Raw genomic sequence first — 16,614 nt, forward strand, 5'->3', positions numbered from 1 at the left:
CTGTCAGGCGGCCGCGCGGCGGTCGCGGAACTCGAGCGCGGCGGCCACGTGGTCGGCGGTGGGGGTGGGCGATTCGGCCAGGTCGGCCAGGGTCCAGGCGATCCGGAGGCACCGATCCGCTCCGCGCGCGGTCAAGGCGCCGGTCTTGAGGCCGCGGTCGAGCAGCGTGGTCACCTCGCGCGGCAACGCGAACTCTCGACGCAGAACCGGGCCTGGCGCCTCGGAATTGGTGCGCCAGCCATGACTCGACCACCGCTCGGCCGCCCTCAACCGCGCGGCCTCGACCCGGCCCCGGACTTCGCTGGTGGACTCGGCGACGCTGTCCTCTGTTCTGGTCATGACCGTGACCGGGCGGGTGCGCACGCGGATGTCGATCCGGTCGAGCAGCGGACCGGAAAGCCTTGCCAGATAACGTCTCCTGGCATAGGGCGGGCAAACGCAGTCGGCCTCGCGCGGCGGTGCGCACGGGCACGGGTTCGTGGCCAGCACCAGCTGGAATCCCGCCGGGTAGCGCACGACGCCGTCTCGCCGGGCGAGCCGGATCTCGCCTTCCTCCAGCGCTGTCCGCAGCGCCTCCAGCCGGTCGGACGCGAACTCGCAGGCCTCGTCGAGGAACAAGATCCCGCGGTGCGCCTTGCTGATCGCGCCCGGTTTCGCCATGCCGACGCCGCCGCCGACCAAGGCGGGCACCGACGTGGTGTGGTGTGGGGCGATGAACGGCGGGACCGTGATCAAGGGCGACTCCGCCGCGAGCAGGCCCGCGACCGAGTGGATCGCGGTGACCTCAAGGGCTTGCTCGGAGGTCAACGCGGGCAGCAGCCCTGGCAGCCGTTTGGCGAGCATCGTCTTGCCGGTGCCTGGCGGGCCCGCCAGCAGCAGGTGATGACCGCCCGCCGCGGCGACCTCCAGGGCCCATCGCGCCTCCGGTTGTCCGAGCACGTCGGCGAGATCCGGTGGTTCGGCGGGTGGCGTGGCGGTGAGCGTGTCCGGGCGAGCCAGGATCTCCTCGTCGCCGCGTGCCCAGGCCAGGACGTCGCTCAGGCAGGTCGCGCCGCGCACCTCCATCCCCACGACCAGCGACGCCTCCGCGAGCACGGCCGTCGGGACGACCGCGCGACGCAGGCCATGGCGGCGGGCGGCCAGCAGACAAGGCAGCACGCCCTTGACCGTGCGGAGGCGGCCGTCGAGCGCCAGTTCACCGATCAGGACTGTCGAGGCGACCAGGTCAGGTGGGGCTTTGCGGTCGGCGACGAGGACGGACAGCGCCAAGGCGAGGTCGTAGCCGGACCCGCCTTTGGGCAGCGCGGCCGGGGACAGCCCGAGGGTGACCATCTGGTCGGGCCATTGCAGGCCGCTGTTGCGCACAGCGGCTCGGACCCGGTCTTTGGCCTCGTTGAGGGAGGCGTCGGGGAGGCCGACGATCACGGTTTTCGGCTTGCCGCCGCCGATGTCGGCCTCGATCTCGACGGTGATGCCGTCGACGCCGAACAGCGCGACGGACCATGTGCGGGCGAGGACCATCAGAAGGCCCCGATCAGGTGCTTGACCTGCGCTTCCCCGCCCGGTGGCCACAGCACCGAAACGATGTCGAACCGGATCGGGCAGTGCCATAGGCGGTAGTGCAGCCGCCATTTGGTGGCCAAGCGGCGGATTCGATCGGCTTTGGCGTCGTCGACGGCCTCGGTCGGAGTGCCGTACGCGGTGGATGACCTGGTCTTGATCTCACAAATGACGAGTTGGGACCGGTCGGTCGCCACCACGTCGAGTTCGCCGTCGCCGCAGCGCCAGTTGCGGGCGAGGATCACCAGCCCGGCGCCTTCGAGGTATCGGACCGCGATGTCCTCGCCGAGTCGGCCGAGGCGCAGGTGAGGGGGCATGGCCGCTCCTGTCGAGTCGAGTGCTGTCGATCTCGACGTTGCCCGGGAACCGGGCGGTGCGACAGGGGTGTGGTGACCGGCTGTGGATGGTTGCGCGGATGTGGAAAACCCCGGAGATGTCGATCTCCGGGGTTATTCGCTGTCGGTGGGGTGTGCTATCCGCCGAAGGGGCCGTCTTCCGGGAGCCGCAGGTCCGGCTTGTCGAGTTCCTCGACGTTGACGTCCTTGAACGTGATGACCCGGACGTTCTTGACGAACCGCGCGGGCCGGTACATGTCCCACACCCAGGCGTCGGACATCCGTACCTCGAAATAGACCTCGCCGTCGGCGTCGCGCACCTGCACGTCGACGCCGTTGGCCAAGTAGAACCGTCGTTCGGTTTCCACCACGTAGGCGAACTGTCCGACGATGTCGCGGTACTCCCGGTAGAGCGATAGCTCCATCTCGGTCTCGTACTTCTCGAGATCCTCCGCGCTCATGTGCCGCGCGCCCCTCCTGGTCGTGACCGGCTCTGGACCACTGTCACTGATCGATGCGTGACAGTGGTCCACCATTCTGAACCACGGCGGCCGCCGCCACACTCAGTGCCACCCGGTGTGGCGCGCGCAGTCCGTGGGCGAGCCCCGCGGCGGCGACGTTGGCGAAGGACCAGCGGTGCTCATGGCTGGGCCCGTACTCTTCGAGCGCCTGGCTGTGCAGCCCGGTGCAGTATCCCTTGTGCACGTCGAAGCGGTAGTGCGGCATCGACTCGTGTAGGTCTTCCATCATGCGGTCCCGGGTGACTTTGGCCAACACCGACGCAGCCGCGACACACGCCGCGGCCTGGTCGCCCTTGAGGACGGGCACACTCGGCGCGGTCAGACCTGGCACGCGGAAGCCATCGACCAGCACATAGCCCGGATGCGTGGTCAGCCGCGCGACCGCCCGGCGCATGCCCTCGATGTTGGCGAAGTGCACGCCCCAGCGGTCCACCTCCGGCACGGGCACGACGACGACTGAGTAGTCCACGGCACGCTTCTTGACCAGGTCGAACATCCGGTCGCGGGCCGCGGCGGTCATCAGCTTGGAATCGGTGAGCCCATCGAGCCGATCGGCGTCGCCGGGCCGCAGTACACAGGACGCGATGACCAACGGCCCCGCGCACGCCCCACGCCCGGCCTCATCGACCCCGGCGACCGGCCCGAGCCCACGCCGATGCAGCGCCGACTGCAGGCTCCAGTTCCCGGCATCCCGCCGAAGCACCGCCCGCGGCGGCCGAAACGCGGCGGCGGTCACCAGCCCCCACCCTCTCCGGGGGGACGGCCCCTGACCAGTCTATCGGCGGTGGGGGGTTTGGAGGAGGGGGACGGCTCGGTTGTGGATGGTTGGGGGCCGCTGTGGATAAACGGCAGGAGGCGTCGGGCGCGGCGGCCCAACCACAGCGTGGGCCAGGCCGCGGCGATGCCCAGGCCCGCGGGGATGCCCACCTGCCAGGCCGGGGCCGACAACGACTGCGGGTCGTGGTCGCCGACGCCCTGCCATCGTGACGGCGGGAGGACGATGGCGCGGACCTTGCCGATGACGTTCTCGACCGGGACGAGTCCGTTCACGCCGCCACCGCCCTGGCTGCGGGAGTCGCCGGAGTTGTTGCGGTTGTCGCCCATGACGAAGAGTTTGCCCTCGGGGACGGTGATCGGGCCGAACTGGTCCTGCTTGGCCTCGCCCATCATCGGGTCCCAGTAGACGTAGGGCTCGTCCACCGGCTTGCCGTCGACCTTGACGCGGTTGTCCGGGCCGCATTCGATGGTCTGGCCGCCGACGGCCACGACGCGCTTGACCACGTCGTCCTCGTCCGGGGCGGCCATGCCGAACAGGGCGCCGATGCCCTGGAGCCAGCTGACGACGGCGTTGTCGGAGCGCTGGGAGGTGAACTCGGAGCGGTTCCAGGTCGACGGGCGTTCGAAGACGACCACCTCGCCGGGGGCCGGGTCGTTGAAGGTGTAGACCAGCTTGTCGACCAGCACCCGGTCGCCGTAGCAGCCCGCACACCCGTGCAGGGTCTGCTCCATCGACTCCGACGGGATGACGAACACCCGCGCCAGGAAGGTCTGGATGACGAAGGTCAGGACCAGCGCGACGCCGATGAGGATGGGCAGTTCCTGCCAGAATGGCCGTTTCTTCTTCTTCGGCTTCGGCTCTGTTTCCTGCTCGCCGTCGTCGCCGGGCTGGTCGGACACCGGATCAGCCTACCGACCGCCGCGGGTGAGCATGCCGCGGACGCGGCGGCCCAGCCACAGGGTCGGCCACGCCGCCGCGATGCCGATGCCCGCGGGGATGCCCGCCTGCCACGCGGGTGCGGACAGGGCCTGGGCCTGCGGGTCGTGGTCGCCGACGCCCTGCCAGCGTGACGGCGGCAGGATGATCGCGCGGGCCTTGCCGATGATGTTGTCGACCGGCACGAAGCCGTTCTCGCCACCTCCGCCCTGGGTGCGGGAGTCACGCGAGTTGTTGCGGTTGTCGCCCAGGACGAAGACCATGCCCGGCGGGACGGTGATCTCGCCGAACTCGTCCTGCTTGGCAGACGGGTCGGGCATGTATCGGTACGGCTCGTCCAGCGGCTTGCCGTCGACGGTGACCCGGTCCTCGTCGCAGCACTTCACCGTCTGGCCCTCGACCGCGATGATCCGCTTGACCACGTCGTCCTCGCTGGGCGCGGCCAGGCCGAACTGGGCGGCGAACTCCTCGAACCACGCGACCACGACATTGCCTGAGCGGTTGCTGACCACGCTGTGGTCCCACGTGGACGGCCGCTCGAACACCACGACGTCGCCGGGAGCCGGGTCGTTGAAGTAATAGACGACCTTGTCGACCAGCACGCGGTCGCCGGTGCAGCCCGCGCAGCCGTGCAGCGTCTGCTCCATCGACTCCGACGGGATGACGAACACCCTGGCGATGAAGGTCTGGATCAGGAAGGTGAGTACGAGCGCGACCACGATCAGCAGCGGCAGCTCCACCCAGAAAGGCCGCTTCTTCTTCGCTTTGGCCGCGGGCTCCGCGGTCTCGTCAAGATCGAGGTCCCGGTCGTCGACGTCGAGCTTCTCGGCGCCGCGTCCATCCCCTGGCGCGGCACCGTGTGCGTCGGACACTAATCAGCCTTCCGTGGTGTGAGTGCGTTCTTCGCGCGGCGGCCGATCCAGAGGACCGGCCACGCCGCGGCGATGCCGATCCCGGCCGGGATCCCCTGATGCCACCCCGGCGCGGCGATGTCCGCCGCCCCCTGGGGGTTGTGGTCGCCGACGCCGCGCCACCGCGACGGCGGGAGCACGATGTAGCGGGCCTTGCCGATCACCTTGCCGAGCGGGACCACGCCGCGGATGCCGCCGCCACCCTGGAACCGGGAGTCGGACGAGTTGCCGCGGTTGTCCCCCATCACCCACAGCGTGCCCTCCGGGACGGTAACCCGGTCGAACCGCTGGCGCTCGTCGGGACCGCCGTGCTCCCAGTAGACATAGGGCTCGTCGAGGGGCTCGTCGTCGACCTTGACCCGCATCTTCTCGTCGCAGCACTCGACGGTCTGGCCGCCGACGGCGATGACCCGTTTGACGAAGTCACGCTCGTCGGGCGGGGCGATGCCGATCAGCGACCCGACGTACTGCAGGCCGCGGGTGAAGGCGTTGCCCGCCTTGGCTGCCTTGACGTCGTTCTCGGTCCACGTGTTGGGGCCCTGGAAGACGACCACGTCGCCGGGGCTGGGGTCGCGAAAATCGTAGACGATCTTGTCGACGAAGACGCGGTCGCCCGTGCAGCCCGCGCAGCCGTGCAGGGTCTGCTCCATCGAACCGGACGGGATGGAATAGACGCGGCCGATGAAGTGCTGGATGAAGAACGTGAGCACCAGGGCGACGCCCGCGAGGACCAGCAGTTCCTTCCACAGGGGCTGCTTGCGTGGCGGGCGGCGGTGCCTTCCGTGGCGGGCGCGATCGTCTTCGTCATGGTCGTCCGGATCGACCTTGACCGCCGCGTTGGAACCGCGGGCGACCCCGGCTGACTCGGTCTTGGGCCGGACGTCCGGCTCGGCCTTGGCCGGAGCGACCCCGCCGGGCTCGATCTTGGGCAGTTCCGGGTAGGACCGGACGCCGGGGTGCAGAAGCCTGTCGACATCGACTTTGGGCGCGGGCAGGGCGGGTCTGGAGCCCGCGCCGGGCTCGGCCTTCGCCGGGATGCGCGGGATCAGGTCCGTGGGCGCCGCGTCGGGCTCGATCCGGGTCCGCCGGGAGATCGGCTCGGTCTTGTGCCTGGTCAGCGCATCCGGCGGGGCGATGGGGGTGGTCAAGCCATCGGGCCCGACGTCGAGGCGGCCGGAGACCGCGACGACGTCCGGGCGTCGCCCGTTGACCTCCAGCGGCACCGCCGCCGGGTCGAACGGCTTGGGCTGCCAGTGGGGCTCGGACACCGGCGGCAGTGCGTCCTCGGGCAGCGGCGAGCCGAACCAGAACTCTGGCTTGACCGGCGGCAGCTCCGGGGCGGGAGCACGGCGGATGGGCTCGGTGTAGGCGACCTCGGACGGGACCGGCTTGCCGTTGACCTTGGCGCCGTTGACGTGCGTGTCGCTCACCCGGTGGCCGTTCGTCCGATGCGGATCGGCATCAGGTGGGGAATGCCCGAAGCGTGCCGCGCCATCAGGCGGCGGCACGCGACGGGGAGATCGGTCGACCACGCACGCCAGCGTACGTGAGCCGGTGTGCTGACCGCGTCAGGAAGCGGTCTGGGGCTCGCGCTTCTCCTTGATCTTCGCGGCCTTGCCGCGCAGCTCACGGAGGTAGTAGAGCTTGGCGCGACGAACGTCACCGCGCCGGGCCACCTCGATCTCGGCGATGTTGGGGGTGTGCACCGGGAAGGTGCGCTCCACGCCGACGCCGAAGGAGACCTTGCGAACGGTGAAGGTCTCGCGGATGCCGCCGCCCTGGCGACGGATCACGACGCCCTGGAACACCTGGACACGGGTACGGGTGCCCTCGATGACGCGGACGTGGACCTTCAGAGTGTCACCCGGGCGGAAGTCCGGGATGTCGGAACGCAGCGACTTGGCGTCCAGGGCATCCAGGGTGTTCATCGGTAGTCCGTCCTCGTCTTTGGCGATGTTCTGGCCGGAGACGGCGCGCAGCCGATCTGTCCAGCCTGGGGGTCTTATGGGTTCACTCGGCAGGTTTACCCGATCAGTGAACTCAGAAAGTATGTCAGACGGGGTCACCCGACGTGAAATCGCCCCCGCGCAGCCGCTCCAGCAGCGCCCGGTCGTGCTTGTCGAGCGCGTCGTCCGGCAGGGCGGCCAGCAGGTCCGGCCTGCGTTCGAAAGTCCGGTGAAGTGCCTGGTCGCGGCGCCAGCGGTTGATCGCGGCGTGGTTGCCGGAGCGCAGCACGTCGGGCACGGGGCGATCGCGCCACACCTCGGGGCGGGTGTAGCTGGGGCCTTCGAGCAGGCCATCGGAGAACGAGTCCTGCTCGGCCGACAGTGGGTTGCCGAGCACCCCCGGCAGCAGCCGGGCCACGGCCTCGACCACCACCATCACCGCGACCTCGCCGCCGACGAGCACATAGTCGCCGATCGACACCTCGTCCACGCGCATCCGGCCTGCCGCGTCGTCGATCACGCGCTGGTCGATGCCCTCGTAGCGCCCGCAGGCGAACACCAGCCGGGGCTCAGCGGCCAGTTCATGGGCCATGGCCTGGGTGAACGGCCTGCCCGCCGGGGTCGGCACGATCAGCCGAGGGGTCTCGCCCGCGCAGACCTCGTCGAGCGCCTCGCCCCACACCTGCGGCTTCATGACCATGCCGGGGCCGCCGCCATACGGGCTGTCGTCCACGCCCTTGTGCACGTCGTAGGTCCAGCGGCGCAGGTCGTGCACGTCCAGGCTCATCAGGCCGCGCTCGACGGCGCGCCCGAGCAGCGCGCCTCTCAGGGGCTCCACATACTCAGGAAAGATCGTGACGATGTCGATCCGCACCCGAGGAGGTTAGGCCAAGCGGTCGCGGACCGCGGGGACCAGGTCGGTGAACAGGTTCTCGAACCACCGCATCAGCCCGCCGGGCAGCTCCAGCGGCGGCGGTGGACTGGCTTGGTTGGCGTACTCCTGCTCGATCACCGGCCACAGCGCGTCCCAGCGTTTGCCGGGGTGCGGGTGGGCGGTCGCGGCGGGCGGGTAGCCGGTCACCTTGAGCTCGCCGTCCAGTTCGTGCAGGACCAGGTCGAGCAGCAGGACGTACATGGGCCCGGTGGCGGCGGCGACCGAGGCCAGGCCGTGGCGGCGGACGAAGTGGGGGTCCTGCTCAGCGGCGGCGGCCAGGCGCTGGTCGGCCAGGACGAGGTGGGCGCCGACCCGGTCGGCGTCGAACTCGTCGTCCCAGAGCCGGGTGTAGACCTCGACGGCGGAGTCCGCGGACTTGAGCGTGGTCCGGTCGACGTGCGGGTGCCTGCCTGCGACGTGGGCGTACTCGTGGCCGATCATGAACCGGGCGGCGGCGTTGACCAGCAGGTCCAGCATCACGGCGCGGTGCCCGGTCAGCGACGGCAGCCGGGGCGCGCGCCAGGGATCGCCGTGGCGGAAGTGGGCGGCGAAGACGTCGGCGAGCGCGCCGACGGTCTGGGCGCGGTCGATCAGCGCGGGCTCGCCGAACATCTGCGCCGACATCATATTGATCTTCAGCGTGAGGAAGGTCAGCCCCAGCGCGCCGCGGCTGACCAGGATGAGGTCGCCGCTGTTGGCCGGGGCGCCCCAGGCGTTGACGTCGCCGAGCGGGTAGAGGGCGGTGAGCACGTGCCGGGCGTCGAAGCGCAGGCCCATCGACCGGGCCGCGGCCTCGACCTCGGCGACGCGCTGGTCGAGCACGTCCTGCAGGGTGCTGAGGCCGCTGAGTGGGTCGGCGTAGTACTCGTCGGTGGATTCCAGGATCCCGCGGATGCGCTCGGCGGCGCCGTGGCCACCCACTTCCGGCCCGATGAGGGCCGCGCTGAGGCCGTCTCGCTGCACAAGGGCGAGATAAGACCGCACCAACCGCCTGGACCGCCTGCTCATCGCCACCCCCTCGCGTCGAAAGCGGGGCCAGCGTAGCGGAGGGCCTACTCGATCAGTCCGTCTGGCGGATCGAGCACGACCCGTCCGCCCTTGACGTCGACCTCCGGCACGATCGCGGACACGAACGGCACCAGCAGCTCGCCCGCGTTCGGCCGGTCGATGACCAGCAGCTCGCCGCCGGGTCCGTGTTCGATGTCGCGCACGGTGCCGATCGGGGTCCCGTCGACCAAGACGGCGGCGAGGCCCGCCAACTCGTGGTCGTAGAACTCGTCGGGGTCGTCGATGGGCGGCAGCGCGTTCGGGTCGGCCAGCAGCAGCGCGCCGCGCATCTCCTCGGCGGCGTTGCGGTCGGGGACCTGCTCGAAACGCACCAACAGCCGCCCGGAGTGTGGCCGGGCGGCTGCGATGGTGAGCGTGCGCGTCGAGCCGTCGCGGAGCCGCGCGGTCACCGACTCGCCGAGCGCGAACCGCTGCTCGGGTGAGTCGGTGCGCAGGTCGATCGCCAGTTCGCCAGTGATCCCGTGGGCTTTCGCCACACGGCCCACGACCACCAGGTCACTCGCGTTCGTCATCTCAGTGATCGGTGTCGACCACGTCGACCCGGATGCCGCGACCGCCGACACCGGCCATCACGGTCCGCAGGGCCGTGGCGGTGCGGCCGCCCCGGCCGATCACCTTGCCAAGGTCCTCCGGGTTGACGTGCACTTCGAGCGTGCGACCACGACGGGTCGTGACCAGCTCGACCTGCACGTCGTCCGGGTGGTCGACGATGCCGCGCACGAGGTGCTCGAGAGCGTCCGCGAGGGCACTCACTCGGCCGCGGCCTCAGTCTCGGCGGCAGGAGCTGCTTCCTCGGCCTTTTCGGCCTTCTTGGGAGCGGACTTCTTCTTCGGGGTCGTCGCGTCGGTCGAGGGCTCCTCGCCCGCGGCCTTGAGCGCGGCCTCGAACAGCTCCTGCTTCGACGGCTTGGGCTCCTTGACCCGCAGGGTGCCCTCGGCGCCCGGCAGACCCTTGAACTTCTGCCAGTCGCCGGTGACCTCGAGCAGGTGCTTCACCGAGTCGGTCGGCTGCGCGCCGACACCCAGCCAGTACTGGGCCCGCTCGGAGTCGACCTCGATGAGGCTCGGCTCCTCCTTCGGGCTGTACCGACCGATCGTCTCGATCGCCTTGCCGTCGCGACGGTTGCGGGCGTCGGCGATGATGATGCGGTAGTACGGCGCACGGATCTTTCCGAGGCGCTGCAGCTTGATCTTGACAGCCACGGGTTGGGATGCTCCTCAAAGCTCTCTGTACTGCGGTGGGTGAGCGCGGCTGTCCCGAGTGGGGTCAGGTCGCCTTGCCCGAAGGTTCAGGCGCCACGGCACGGTGAGAGGGTCCGGCCATGACGGACAGCGGGTAATTGTGCCAGACGCGCTCCCGGTACTCACCCCTCGGGGTCACTCCGCGAAGGCGGCGACCTCCACACCGGCCTGGTCGAGCGCCTCGCGGACGGCTCGGGCGTGACGAACGGCACCCGGCGTGTCCCCGTGCAGGCACAGCGAGCGGGCGGGCATGGCGAGCACGGTGCCGTCGACGGCCACGATCTCTCCCGCCCCCGCCAGCCGGGTGGCCCGCTCGACGACGGCGGCCGTGTCGGTCAGCAGGGCACCGGGTTCGCCGCGCGGGACCAGGGTGCCTTCCGGGGTGTAGCCGCGGTCGGCGAACGCCTCGAACACCGGCCGCAGGCCGACCGACTCGGCGGCCTCCAGCAGCAGCGAGCCGGGCAGCCCCAGGATCGGCAGTTCGCCGAAGGCCCGCACGCCGTCGGCGACCGCCGTGGCCTGGGCCTCGTGGTGGACCGTGGCGTTGTAGAGGGCACCGTGCGGCTTGACGTAGGCGACGTGGGTTCCCGCGGCGCGCGCGATGCCATCTAGCGCGCCGATCTGGTAGAGCACCTCGTCGGCCAGTTGGCCGGGGTCGACGTCGATGAACCGGCGGCCGAATCCGGCCAGGTCGCGGTAGGACACTTGAGCCCCGACGACCACTCCCCTGGCCGCCGCCGCGACGCACACCGCGCGCATGGTCGAGGCGTCGCCCGCGTGGAATCCGCACGCGACGTTGGCCGAGGTCACGACGTCGAGCAGGGCCTCGTCGTCGCCGAGGCGCCAGACTCCGAATCCCTCACCAAGGTCGCTGTTGAGATCGATCACGGCTGCATCACCCCGAGGGTTATCAGGAACACCGCCAGCGCGGGCATGAAGTTGTTGACCTGGTGGGCGACCACGCTGGCGCCGAGCCGTCCGGTGTAGAGCCGGGCCAGGCCGATCGGAATTCCGATCACCAAGAGCAGCGAGGTACGCAATGGTTCGAGGTGGCTCACCGCGAAGATCACCGTGGTCAGGGTGAAGACGGCCCACCGACCCCAGTTGAGCCGCTCCAGGGCACCCCAGAGCAGGCCGCGGTAAATGATCTCCTCGCACAGCGGCCCGAGAAGCCACACGTACAGGAACAGGATGACGGCGGCGGGCAACGGCATCGCCTGGTCGTCGACGAGCCTGCCCAGCGACGACGAGGCGTTCTCCTCGCCGACGATCTGGGTCCATGCGGCGGCGGCGATGGTGGTGCAGACAAGGCCGATCAAGCCGAACTTCAAACCCGCCTTGAGGTCCTCGCGGTTGTAGGACCAGCGAAGGTCGATCTTCGGACCGTTGCCGCGCACTTTGGTCACCACGAGCGCGGCCAGTGTCGCCAGGAACGTGGGGACCATGGTGCCGACGAGGATCACCGCGACCGAGTCGGTCGAGTCCGGCCTGGCCAGCCCGATCACCGCGCCGATCAGCACGGCCGACAGCACGAACACGCTGAAGACGAACAGGAACGCGCCGAAGCCCCACTTGTGGTCACGCGCGGCGGGAGTCGCCACCTCGGAAAGCGGGGTCACAGCCATCGCCCCCTCTGTCCGATTGTCGGATACCCGTATCCAGTCCGCACGAGAGACTAACGCCGGACGGGCGTACGGGTGAGGGGGCGTCCCGTGAATCCCTAACCGACCACCCGACCCCGAAGCATGATCCGCTTCGGTGAGCGCAGAACCTCCAGGTCGAGGCGTGGATCTTCGTCGAAGGCGAGCAGGTCGGCCGCCGTGCCCTCGTCCAGCCCGGACCAGCCCAGCCAGGACCTCGCGGCCCACGACCCGCTCGCGATGGCCTGTTCGGCGGTCATCCCTGCCTTGTGGAGGGCGACGATCTCGTCGACCAGCCGACCGTGGGCGATGCCGCCGCCCGCGTCGGTGCCCGCGTAGACCGGCACGCCCGCGGCGACCGCCTCGGCGACCATGGATCCGGCGCGCGCGTGCAGGTCGAGCATGTGCTGGGCGTATTTCGGGTACTTGCCCGCGCCCGACGCGATGCCGGGGAAGTTCTCGATATTGATCAGCGTGGGTACCAGCGCGGTCCCCCGGCGGGCCATCTCGGCGATCACGTCGGTGGTGAGGCCGGTGCCGTGCTCGATGCAGTCGATGCCCGCCTCGATCAGACCAGGTAGCGCGTCCTCACCGAAGACATGCGCGGTGACCCGGGCGCCCGCCGCGTGCGCGACGTCGATGGCCTCTTTGAGGACGTCCTGCGGCCACAGCGGCGCGAGGTCGCCCTCGTCGCGGTCGATCCAGTCGCCGACGAGCTTGACCCAGCCGTCGCCGTACTCGACCTGCTCGGCGACGGCGGCGGGCAGCTGCTCCGGCTCGCCGACGTCGATGCCCAGGTGCGGGATGTAGCGGCGGGGGCGAGTCAGGTGGCGGCCCGCGCGGATGATGCGCGGCAGGTCGAGGCGCTCCTGCAGCGGCCGGGTGTCGATCGGGGCGCCGCAGTCGCGGATCAGCAGGGTGCCCGCGTCGCGGTCGGTCTCGGCCTGCGCGGCGGCGGTGTCGAGGTCGACCGGGCCCTGCGGGCCGATGCCGACGTGGCAGTGCGCGTCGACCAGACCGGGCACGATGTACCCGCCGTCGAACACGGTCTCCGCGCCCGGGACCGGCTGGGTGCGCACGCGTCCGTTGACGACCCAGATGTCTCGTTCGGCGTCGCCCGGCAGGACGACCCCGCGCAGGTGCAGCGCGGTCACTTGTTCTTGGGGAACTTGAGCTTCGACGGGTCGAAGCCGGACGGCATCTGGTCCAGGCCCTGCAGGCCCGGCGGCAGTTCCTGCAGGCTCGGCGGCAGTGCCGACAGGTCGGGCATCCCGGCGGGGAAGCCGGGGAAGCCGCCGCGCACCTTGGGCGGGGTCGGGCCGCGCCCCTTGCCCTTGCCCTTCTTGCCCTTCTTCGAGCGCTGGTTGGGCCGTCCGCCCGGCATGCCGAAGCGGCCCGCCATCTGCTGCATCATCTTCTTGGCGTCGTAGAACCGGTTGACCAGGTCGTTGACCTCGCGAACCTCGACGCCGGAGCCCTTGGCGATGCGCAGCCTGCGCGAGGCGTTGATGATCTTCGGGTCGTTGCGCTCGGCCGGGGTCATGCCGCGGATGATCGCCTGCAGCCGGTCGATGTGCTTCTCGTCGACCTGGGCCAGCGCGTCCTTCATCTGGCCCGCGCCGGGCAGCATGCCGAGCAGGTTGGCGATCGGGCCCATCTTGCGCACGGCCAGCATCTGCTCGAGGAAGTCCTCCAGCGTCAGCTCGCCGGTGCCGATCTTGGCCGCGGCCTTCTCCGCCTGCGCCTGGTCGAAGTGCTGCTCGGCCTGCTCGATCAGGGTCATGACGTCGCCCATGCCCAGGATGCGCGACGCCATCCGGTCGGGGTGGAACGCGTCGAATTCCTCGAGCTTCTCGCCGTTGGAGGCGAACATGATGGGCGCGCCGGTCACCTCGCGGACCGACAGCGCGGCACCACCGCGGGCGTCGCCGTCGAGCTTGGTGAGCACGACACCGGTGAAGCCGACGCCGTCACGGAACGCCTCGGCCGTGGTCACCGCGTCCTGGCCGATCATGGCGTCGACCACGAACAGGACCTCGTCGGCGCCGATGGCGGCCTTGATGTCGGCGGCCTGGCGCATCATCTCCTCGTCGACACCGAGGCGACCGGCGGTGTCGACGACGACGACGTCGTGCTGGGCGCGGCGGGCCTCATCGATGGACGCGCGGGCCACCTGGACCGGGTCGCCGACGCCGTTGCCCGGCTCGGGGGCGAACACCGCCACGCCCGCGCGCTCGCCGACGACCTGGAGCTGGGTCACCGCGTTGGGGCGCTGCAGGTCGCAGGCCACCAGCATCGGCGCGTGGCCCTGGGTCTTGAGCCACTTGGCGAGCTTGCCCGCCAGCGTGGTCTTACCGGCACCCTGGAGACCCGCGAGCATGATCACCGTCGGCGGCGTCTTGGCCAGGTTCAGCCTGCGCGTCTCACCGCCGAGGATCGCGACGAGTTCCTCGTTGACGATCTTGACGACCTGCTGGGCCGGGTTGAGCGCCGCGGAGACCTCGGCGCCCTTGGCCCGCTCCTTGACCTTCGCGATGAAGGTGCGCACCACGGGCAGCGCGACGTCGGCCTCCAGCAGCGCGATGCGAATCTCGCGTGCGGTGGTGTCGATGTCGGCTTCGGACAGGCGCCCCTTGCCCCGCAGGTTCTGCAGGACGGAAGTGAGCCGGTCGGAGAGGGTGTCGAACACGGGTGCGGCGCTCCAGCCAGGTCAGGTCGAAATCCGATGCTCGATCGAGGGTAGCCGCTCTCGGTAGCGGGCCGTGACCACAGGCCCGGGTCGGCCGCCAGGAAACGGGCTGGATCGTCGGCCCCGAATGATAGCTTCGGCGCTGATCAAGGGGGCTCCGATGAACGACTTCGAGGTCGGCGCGAGCGTGCGGGCGGGGCGCCTCGCGGCGGCCGCGGCGGTGCTTCTCGCGCTGAGCACGGTGATCCTGTTCGCCTCCGTCCCGCGTGGCGGGCGGTTTGTGCTGGTCCTGGCCGTGATCGTGGTCGGCGGGATCCTGTTCGGCAGCGCCGACCGCCACGGCGGCAGACTCGCCGAGGTGCTCGGGCGCGGCGTCGTGCGCGGGATCGGCGGCGGCGCGGTGTTCCTGGGCTGCTACCTCGCCGGACCGCTGCTGGTGGACATGGCGGCGAGGTCGGAGTCGCCGCCGTCGCCGAGCCAGTTGATCCTGTTGACGTTCCTGCCGCCGCTGGTCGCCTTGACCATGCTGGCGGCGAAGCGGTCGCGGGCCGCGTCGGTCGGCGTCGGCATGGTCGTGTCCACCGTCGTGTTGATGTTGCTAGTGCTGGGCGGCGTCGGTCCCGCGACGACCGCGCTGAGTCTGCTGTCGCTGTCGATCGTCGCCGCCGTGGTCGCTGTCTCGTCAACCTCGGCGCTGAGTGTGACCGCCAGCGCCGCGGGCGCGATGGCGGCGACCGCGGCGGTGGGCGCGGGCGTCCTCCCGCTGGCCGCGTTCACGGGGAACGACGCGGTCGACATCGCCACCGCGGCCTACAACCCTGGGATGCGGGTCCTGATCGCGACCGCGGGTCTGCTGCTGGCCGCGCTGTTCGGCGCGGTGGCCTGGCTGCGCCGGGACGCGGCGGGCGGCGTCATCGCGGGCTCGGCGCTGATCATCCCGCCGGTGGCCGTGTTCGATCCGGTGGCGAGCACGCCAGTGGCCGGGTTCCTGGTGGTTCCGGTGCTGGCCGGTGCCGTCGTGGTGGCGGGGTTGACGCTGCCCGCGGCGCGCGCGTTGGCCGATCGGGTGGCGGGCGCGTTGCGGCCGGGTGGGGCGACCTCGGCGCGGGCGCTGCTCGCGGCCGGCGGGCTCGCCGTGCTCGTCTTCGCCGCGGAGCCGCTGCCGCTGCTCGGCTTCGGGAAGCGGGTCGAGGGCATCGTCGTGCTGGTGCTGCTGGTCGCGGTCACCGGGCTCGCAGCGCGTCTGACTGGCCCGTCCGGCGCATTGCTGGCCGGCGCGACCTTGATCGCGTGGTCGGCGGCGTCGCCGTGGTTCCGGCTGATCGTGGACACCTTCGGTCCTGAGGACGGGCCGTACGGCCGGATCGAGCTGCGCACCGGGATCGGGCTCGCCGTGGCGCTTCTCGTGTGCTGGGTGCTGATTCGCGCGCACCGCCACCCCGGCGTGGTGGCGGCCGCCGCGTATCTGCTCTTGGGCCAGCTGGGCAATCTCGTGTGGACGGTCACCTACGACGGCGAGACCGCGGCCGTGTGGACGATGGCGGTGCCGCTGCTCCTGCTGGGACTCCCCGCCGCGGTGATCGCGCTGCTGAGGAGAAACGCTGCCGCCCAAGCTGTCGCCGCGCTGACCCTGGCCGCGGGCGGGTTCACGCTGATCAAGTCGATGCTCCAGGCCTACACGGGCCTGGACTCCGCGCTCGGTCTGTCGGTGCTGACTCCGTCCGACGTCGCGGTCGCGCGCTATGAACCCGGCCCCGCGCTGGCCTTCGCCGCGGCCGGTCTGCTCGTGGTGGCGCTGCTCGCCGCCCAGTCCACCGCGGGTCTGCCGAGTTCGGCCACACTCGCCGCCGTCCTGCTGACCGTCGTCGGCGGCACCCAGGTGGTGCTCGCCGTCGTGGTCAAGGAGGGCGGCATCGAAGCCTTCGACACCCTGCAGTGGATCGCGCTGGGGGTTACCGCCGCGGTCACCGCGGCTGCGGTGGCGGTCACCAGAGCGACACCCTCGGCCGACACGCCTGCGGTAGTGGCGGACCAAGAGGAACCCGCCTAGGACGT

General features: G+C 70.7%; 18 protein-coding genes. 1 reads left to right on the plus strand and 17 read right to left on the minus strand.

Annotation, left to right across the window (positions count from 1 at the left end):
• Window positions 1–3 precede the first annotated feature (3 nt).
• The 17 genes from BN1701_RS16875 to ffh all read right to left on the minus strand — a co-directional run bounded on the left by BN1701_RS16875 (window position 4) and on the right by ffh (window position 14,559).
• Window positions 4–1,521 carry a YifB family Mg chelatase-like AAA ATPase gene (locus BN1701_RS16875; protein ID WP_054049985.1) on the minus strand — a complete coding sequence of 506 codons (1,518 nt, stop codon included), beginning with the start codon at window positions 1,519–1,521 and terminating at the stop codon, window positions 4–6.
• Window positions 1,521–1,877, minus strand: a complete 357-nt coding sequence (locus BN1701_RS16880) for a YraN family protein (RefSeq protein ID WP_054049987.1) — start codon at window positions 1,875–1,877, stop codon at window positions 1,521–1,523. Before BN1701_RS16880 ends, BN1701_RS16875 begins: the two co-directional genes overlap by 1 nt.
• Before the next feature lie 155 nt (window positions 1,878–2,032).
• Window positions 2,033–2,356: a DUF2469 domain-containing protein gene (locus tag BN1701_RS16885; RefSeq protein ID WP_054049989.1), complete on the minus strand. Its 324-nt coding sequence runs from the start codon at window positions 2,354–2,356 to the stop codon at window positions 2,033–2,035.
• Between the two features lie 43 nt (window positions 2,357–2,399).
• Window positions 2,400–3,152: a ribonuclease HII gene (locus BN1701_RS16890; RefSeq protein WP_054049991.1), complete on the minus strand. Its 753-nt coding sequence runs from the start codon at window positions 3,150–3,152 to the stop codon at window positions 2,400–2,402.
• Complete coding sequence (gene lepB / locus BN1701_RS16895) at window positions 3,149–4,093, minus strand: signal peptidase I (RefSeq protein ID WP_082859898.1); 945 nt, start codon at window positions 4,091–4,093, stop codon at window positions 3,149–3,151. The genes BN1701_RS16890 and lepB (BN1701_RS16895) overlap by 4 nt, the downstream gene beginning before the upstream one ends.
• Before the next feature lie 9 nt (window positions 4,094–4,102).
• Entirely contained in the window at window positions 4,103–5,002 is a 900-nt protein-coding gene (lepB, locus tag BN1701_RS16900) for a signal peptidase I (RefSeq protein ID WP_054049993.1), read from the minus strand.
• Window positions 5,002–5,964 (minus strand): signal peptidase I, encoded by a 963-nt coding sequence (gene lepB / locus BN1701_RS16905; protein WP_082860362.1) that lies wholly within the window; start codon window positions 5,962–5,964, stop codon window positions 5,002–5,004. The genes lepB (BN1701_RS16900) and lepB (BN1701_RS16905) overlap by 1 nt, the downstream gene beginning before the upstream one ends.
• 645 nt (window positions 5,965–6,609) lie before the next feature.
• Window positions 6,610–6,969, minus strand: a complete 360-nt coding sequence (rplS, locus tag BN1701_RS16910) for a 50S ribosomal protein L19 (protein WP_054049995.1) — start codon at window positions 6,967–6,969, stop codon at window positions 6,610–6,612.
• A gap of 124 nt (window positions 6,970–7,093) precedes the next feature.
• Window positions 7,094–7,861, minus strand: coding sequence for a tRNA (guanosine(37)-N1)-methyltransferase TrmD (gene trmD, locus BN1701_RS16915; RefSeq protein ID WP_054049997.1), 768 nt, complete (start codon window positions 7,859–7,861; stop codon window positions 7,094–7,096).
• Between the two features lie 9 nt (window positions 7,862–7,870).
• Entirely contained in the window at window positions 7,871–8,929 is a 1,059-nt protein-coding gene (locus BN1701_RS16920) for a hypothetical protein (RefSeq protein WP_157368030.1), read from the minus strand.
• 44 nt (window positions 8,930–8,973) lie between these two features.
• Window positions 8,974–9,501, minus strand: coding sequence for a ribosome maturation factor RimM (rimM, locus tag BN1701_RS16925; RefSeq protein WP_054050000.1), 528 nt, complete (start codon window positions 9,499–9,501; stop codon window positions 8,974–8,976).
• Between the two features lies 1 nt (window position 9,502).
• Window positions 9,503–9,742, minus strand: a complete 240-nt coding sequence (locus BN1701_RS16930) for an RNA-binding protein (protein ID WP_054050002.1) — start codon at window positions 9,740–9,742, stop codon at window positions 9,503–9,505.
• Window positions 9,739–10,191, minus strand: coding sequence for a 30S ribosomal protein S16 (gene rpsP, locus BN1701_RS16935; protein WP_054050005.1), 453 nt, complete (start codon window positions 10,189–10,191; stop codon window positions 9,739–9,741). Before rpsP ends, BN1701_RS16930 begins: the two co-directional genes overlap by 4 nt.
• A gap of 174 nt (window positions 10,192–10,365) precedes the next feature.
• On the minus strand, window positions 10,366–11,118 hold the full coding sequence (locus tag BN1701_RS16940; protein ID WP_054050007.1) for a LamB/YcsF family protein: 753 nt from the start codon (window positions 11,116–11,118) through the stop codon (window positions 10,366–10,368).
• Window positions 11,115–11,855 (minus strand): CPBP family intramembrane glutamic endopeptidase, encoded by a 741-nt coding sequence (locus tag BN1701_RS16945; protein WP_054050010.1) that lies wholly within the window; start codon window positions 11,853–11,855, stop codon window positions 11,115–11,117. Before BN1701_RS16945 ends, BN1701_RS16940 begins: the two co-directional genes overlap by 4 nt.
• Window positions 11,856–11,950: 95 nt before the next feature.
• Window positions 11,951–13,024 carry an amidohydrolase family protein gene (locus tag BN1701_RS16950; protein ID WP_054050013.1) on the minus strand — a complete coding sequence of 358 codons (1,074 nt, stop codon included), beginning with the start codon at window positions 13,022–13,024 and terminating at the stop codon, window positions 11,951–11,953.
• The gene (gene ffh, locus BN1701_RS16955) at window positions 13,021–14,559 is read right to left on the minus strand and encodes a signal recognition particle protein (protein ID WP_054050014.1); all 1,539 of its coding nucleotides are present in this window, start codon (window positions 14,557–14,559) and stop codon (window positions 13,021–13,023) included. Before ffh ends, BN1701_RS16950 begins: the two co-directional genes overlap by 4 nt.
• A gap of 160 nt (window positions 14,560–14,719) precedes the next feature.
• Between ffh and BN1701_RS16960 the strand changes: the two genes are divergently transcribed.
• Window positions 14,720–16,609 (plus strand): hypothetical protein, encoded by a 1,890-nt coding sequence (locus tag BN1701_RS16960; RefSeq protein WP_054050015.1) that lies wholly within the window; start codon window positions 14,720–14,722, stop codon window positions 16,607–16,609.
• Window positions 16,610–16,614: the final 5 nt, after the last annotated feature.

The sequence above is a fragment of the Alloactinosynnema sp. L-07 genome (genome assembly GCF_900070365.1).
Classification (GTDB): Bacteria; Actinomycetota; Actinomycetes; order Mycobacteriales; family Pseudonocardiaceae; genus Actinokineospora.

What these genes read in the sequence shown, in the direction of transcription:
- BN1701_RS16920 (WP_157368030.1), bottom strand. Translation starts at nt 8,929, where the DNA reads ATGAGCAGGCGGTCCAGGCGGTTGGTGCGGTCTTATCTCGCCCTTGTG.
- BN1701_RS16875 (WP_054049985.1), bottom strand. Translation starts at nt 1,521, where the DNA reads ATGGTCCTCGCCCGCACATGGTCCGTCGCGCTGTTCGGCGTCGACGGC.
- rimM (WP_054050000.1), bottom strand. Translation starts at nt 9,501, where the DNA reads ATGACGAACGCGAGTGACCTGGTGGTCGTGGGCCGTGTGGCGAAAGCC.
- BN1701_RS16960 (WP_054050015.1), top strand. Translation starts at nt 14,720, where the DNA reads ATGAACGACTTCGAGGTCGGCGCGAGCGTGCGGGCGGGGCGCCTCGCG.
- BN1701_RS16885 (WP_054049989.1), bottom strand. Translation starts at nt 2,356, where the DNA reads ATGAGCGCGGAGGATCTCGAGAAGTACGAGACCGAGATGGAGCTATCG.
- BN1701_RS16945 (WP_054050010.1), bottom strand. Translation starts at nt 11,855, where the DNA reads ATGGCTGTGACCCCGCTTTCCGAGGTGGCGACTCCCGCCGCGCGTGAC.
- rplS (WP_054049995.1), bottom strand. Translation starts at nt 6,969, where the DNA reads ATGAACACCCTGGATGCCCTGGACGCCAAGTCGCTGCGTTCCGACATC.
- BN1701_RS16880 (WP_054049987.1), bottom strand. Translation starts at nt 1,877, where the DNA reads ATGCCCCCTCACCTGCGCCTCGGCCGACTCGGCGAGGACATCGCGGTC.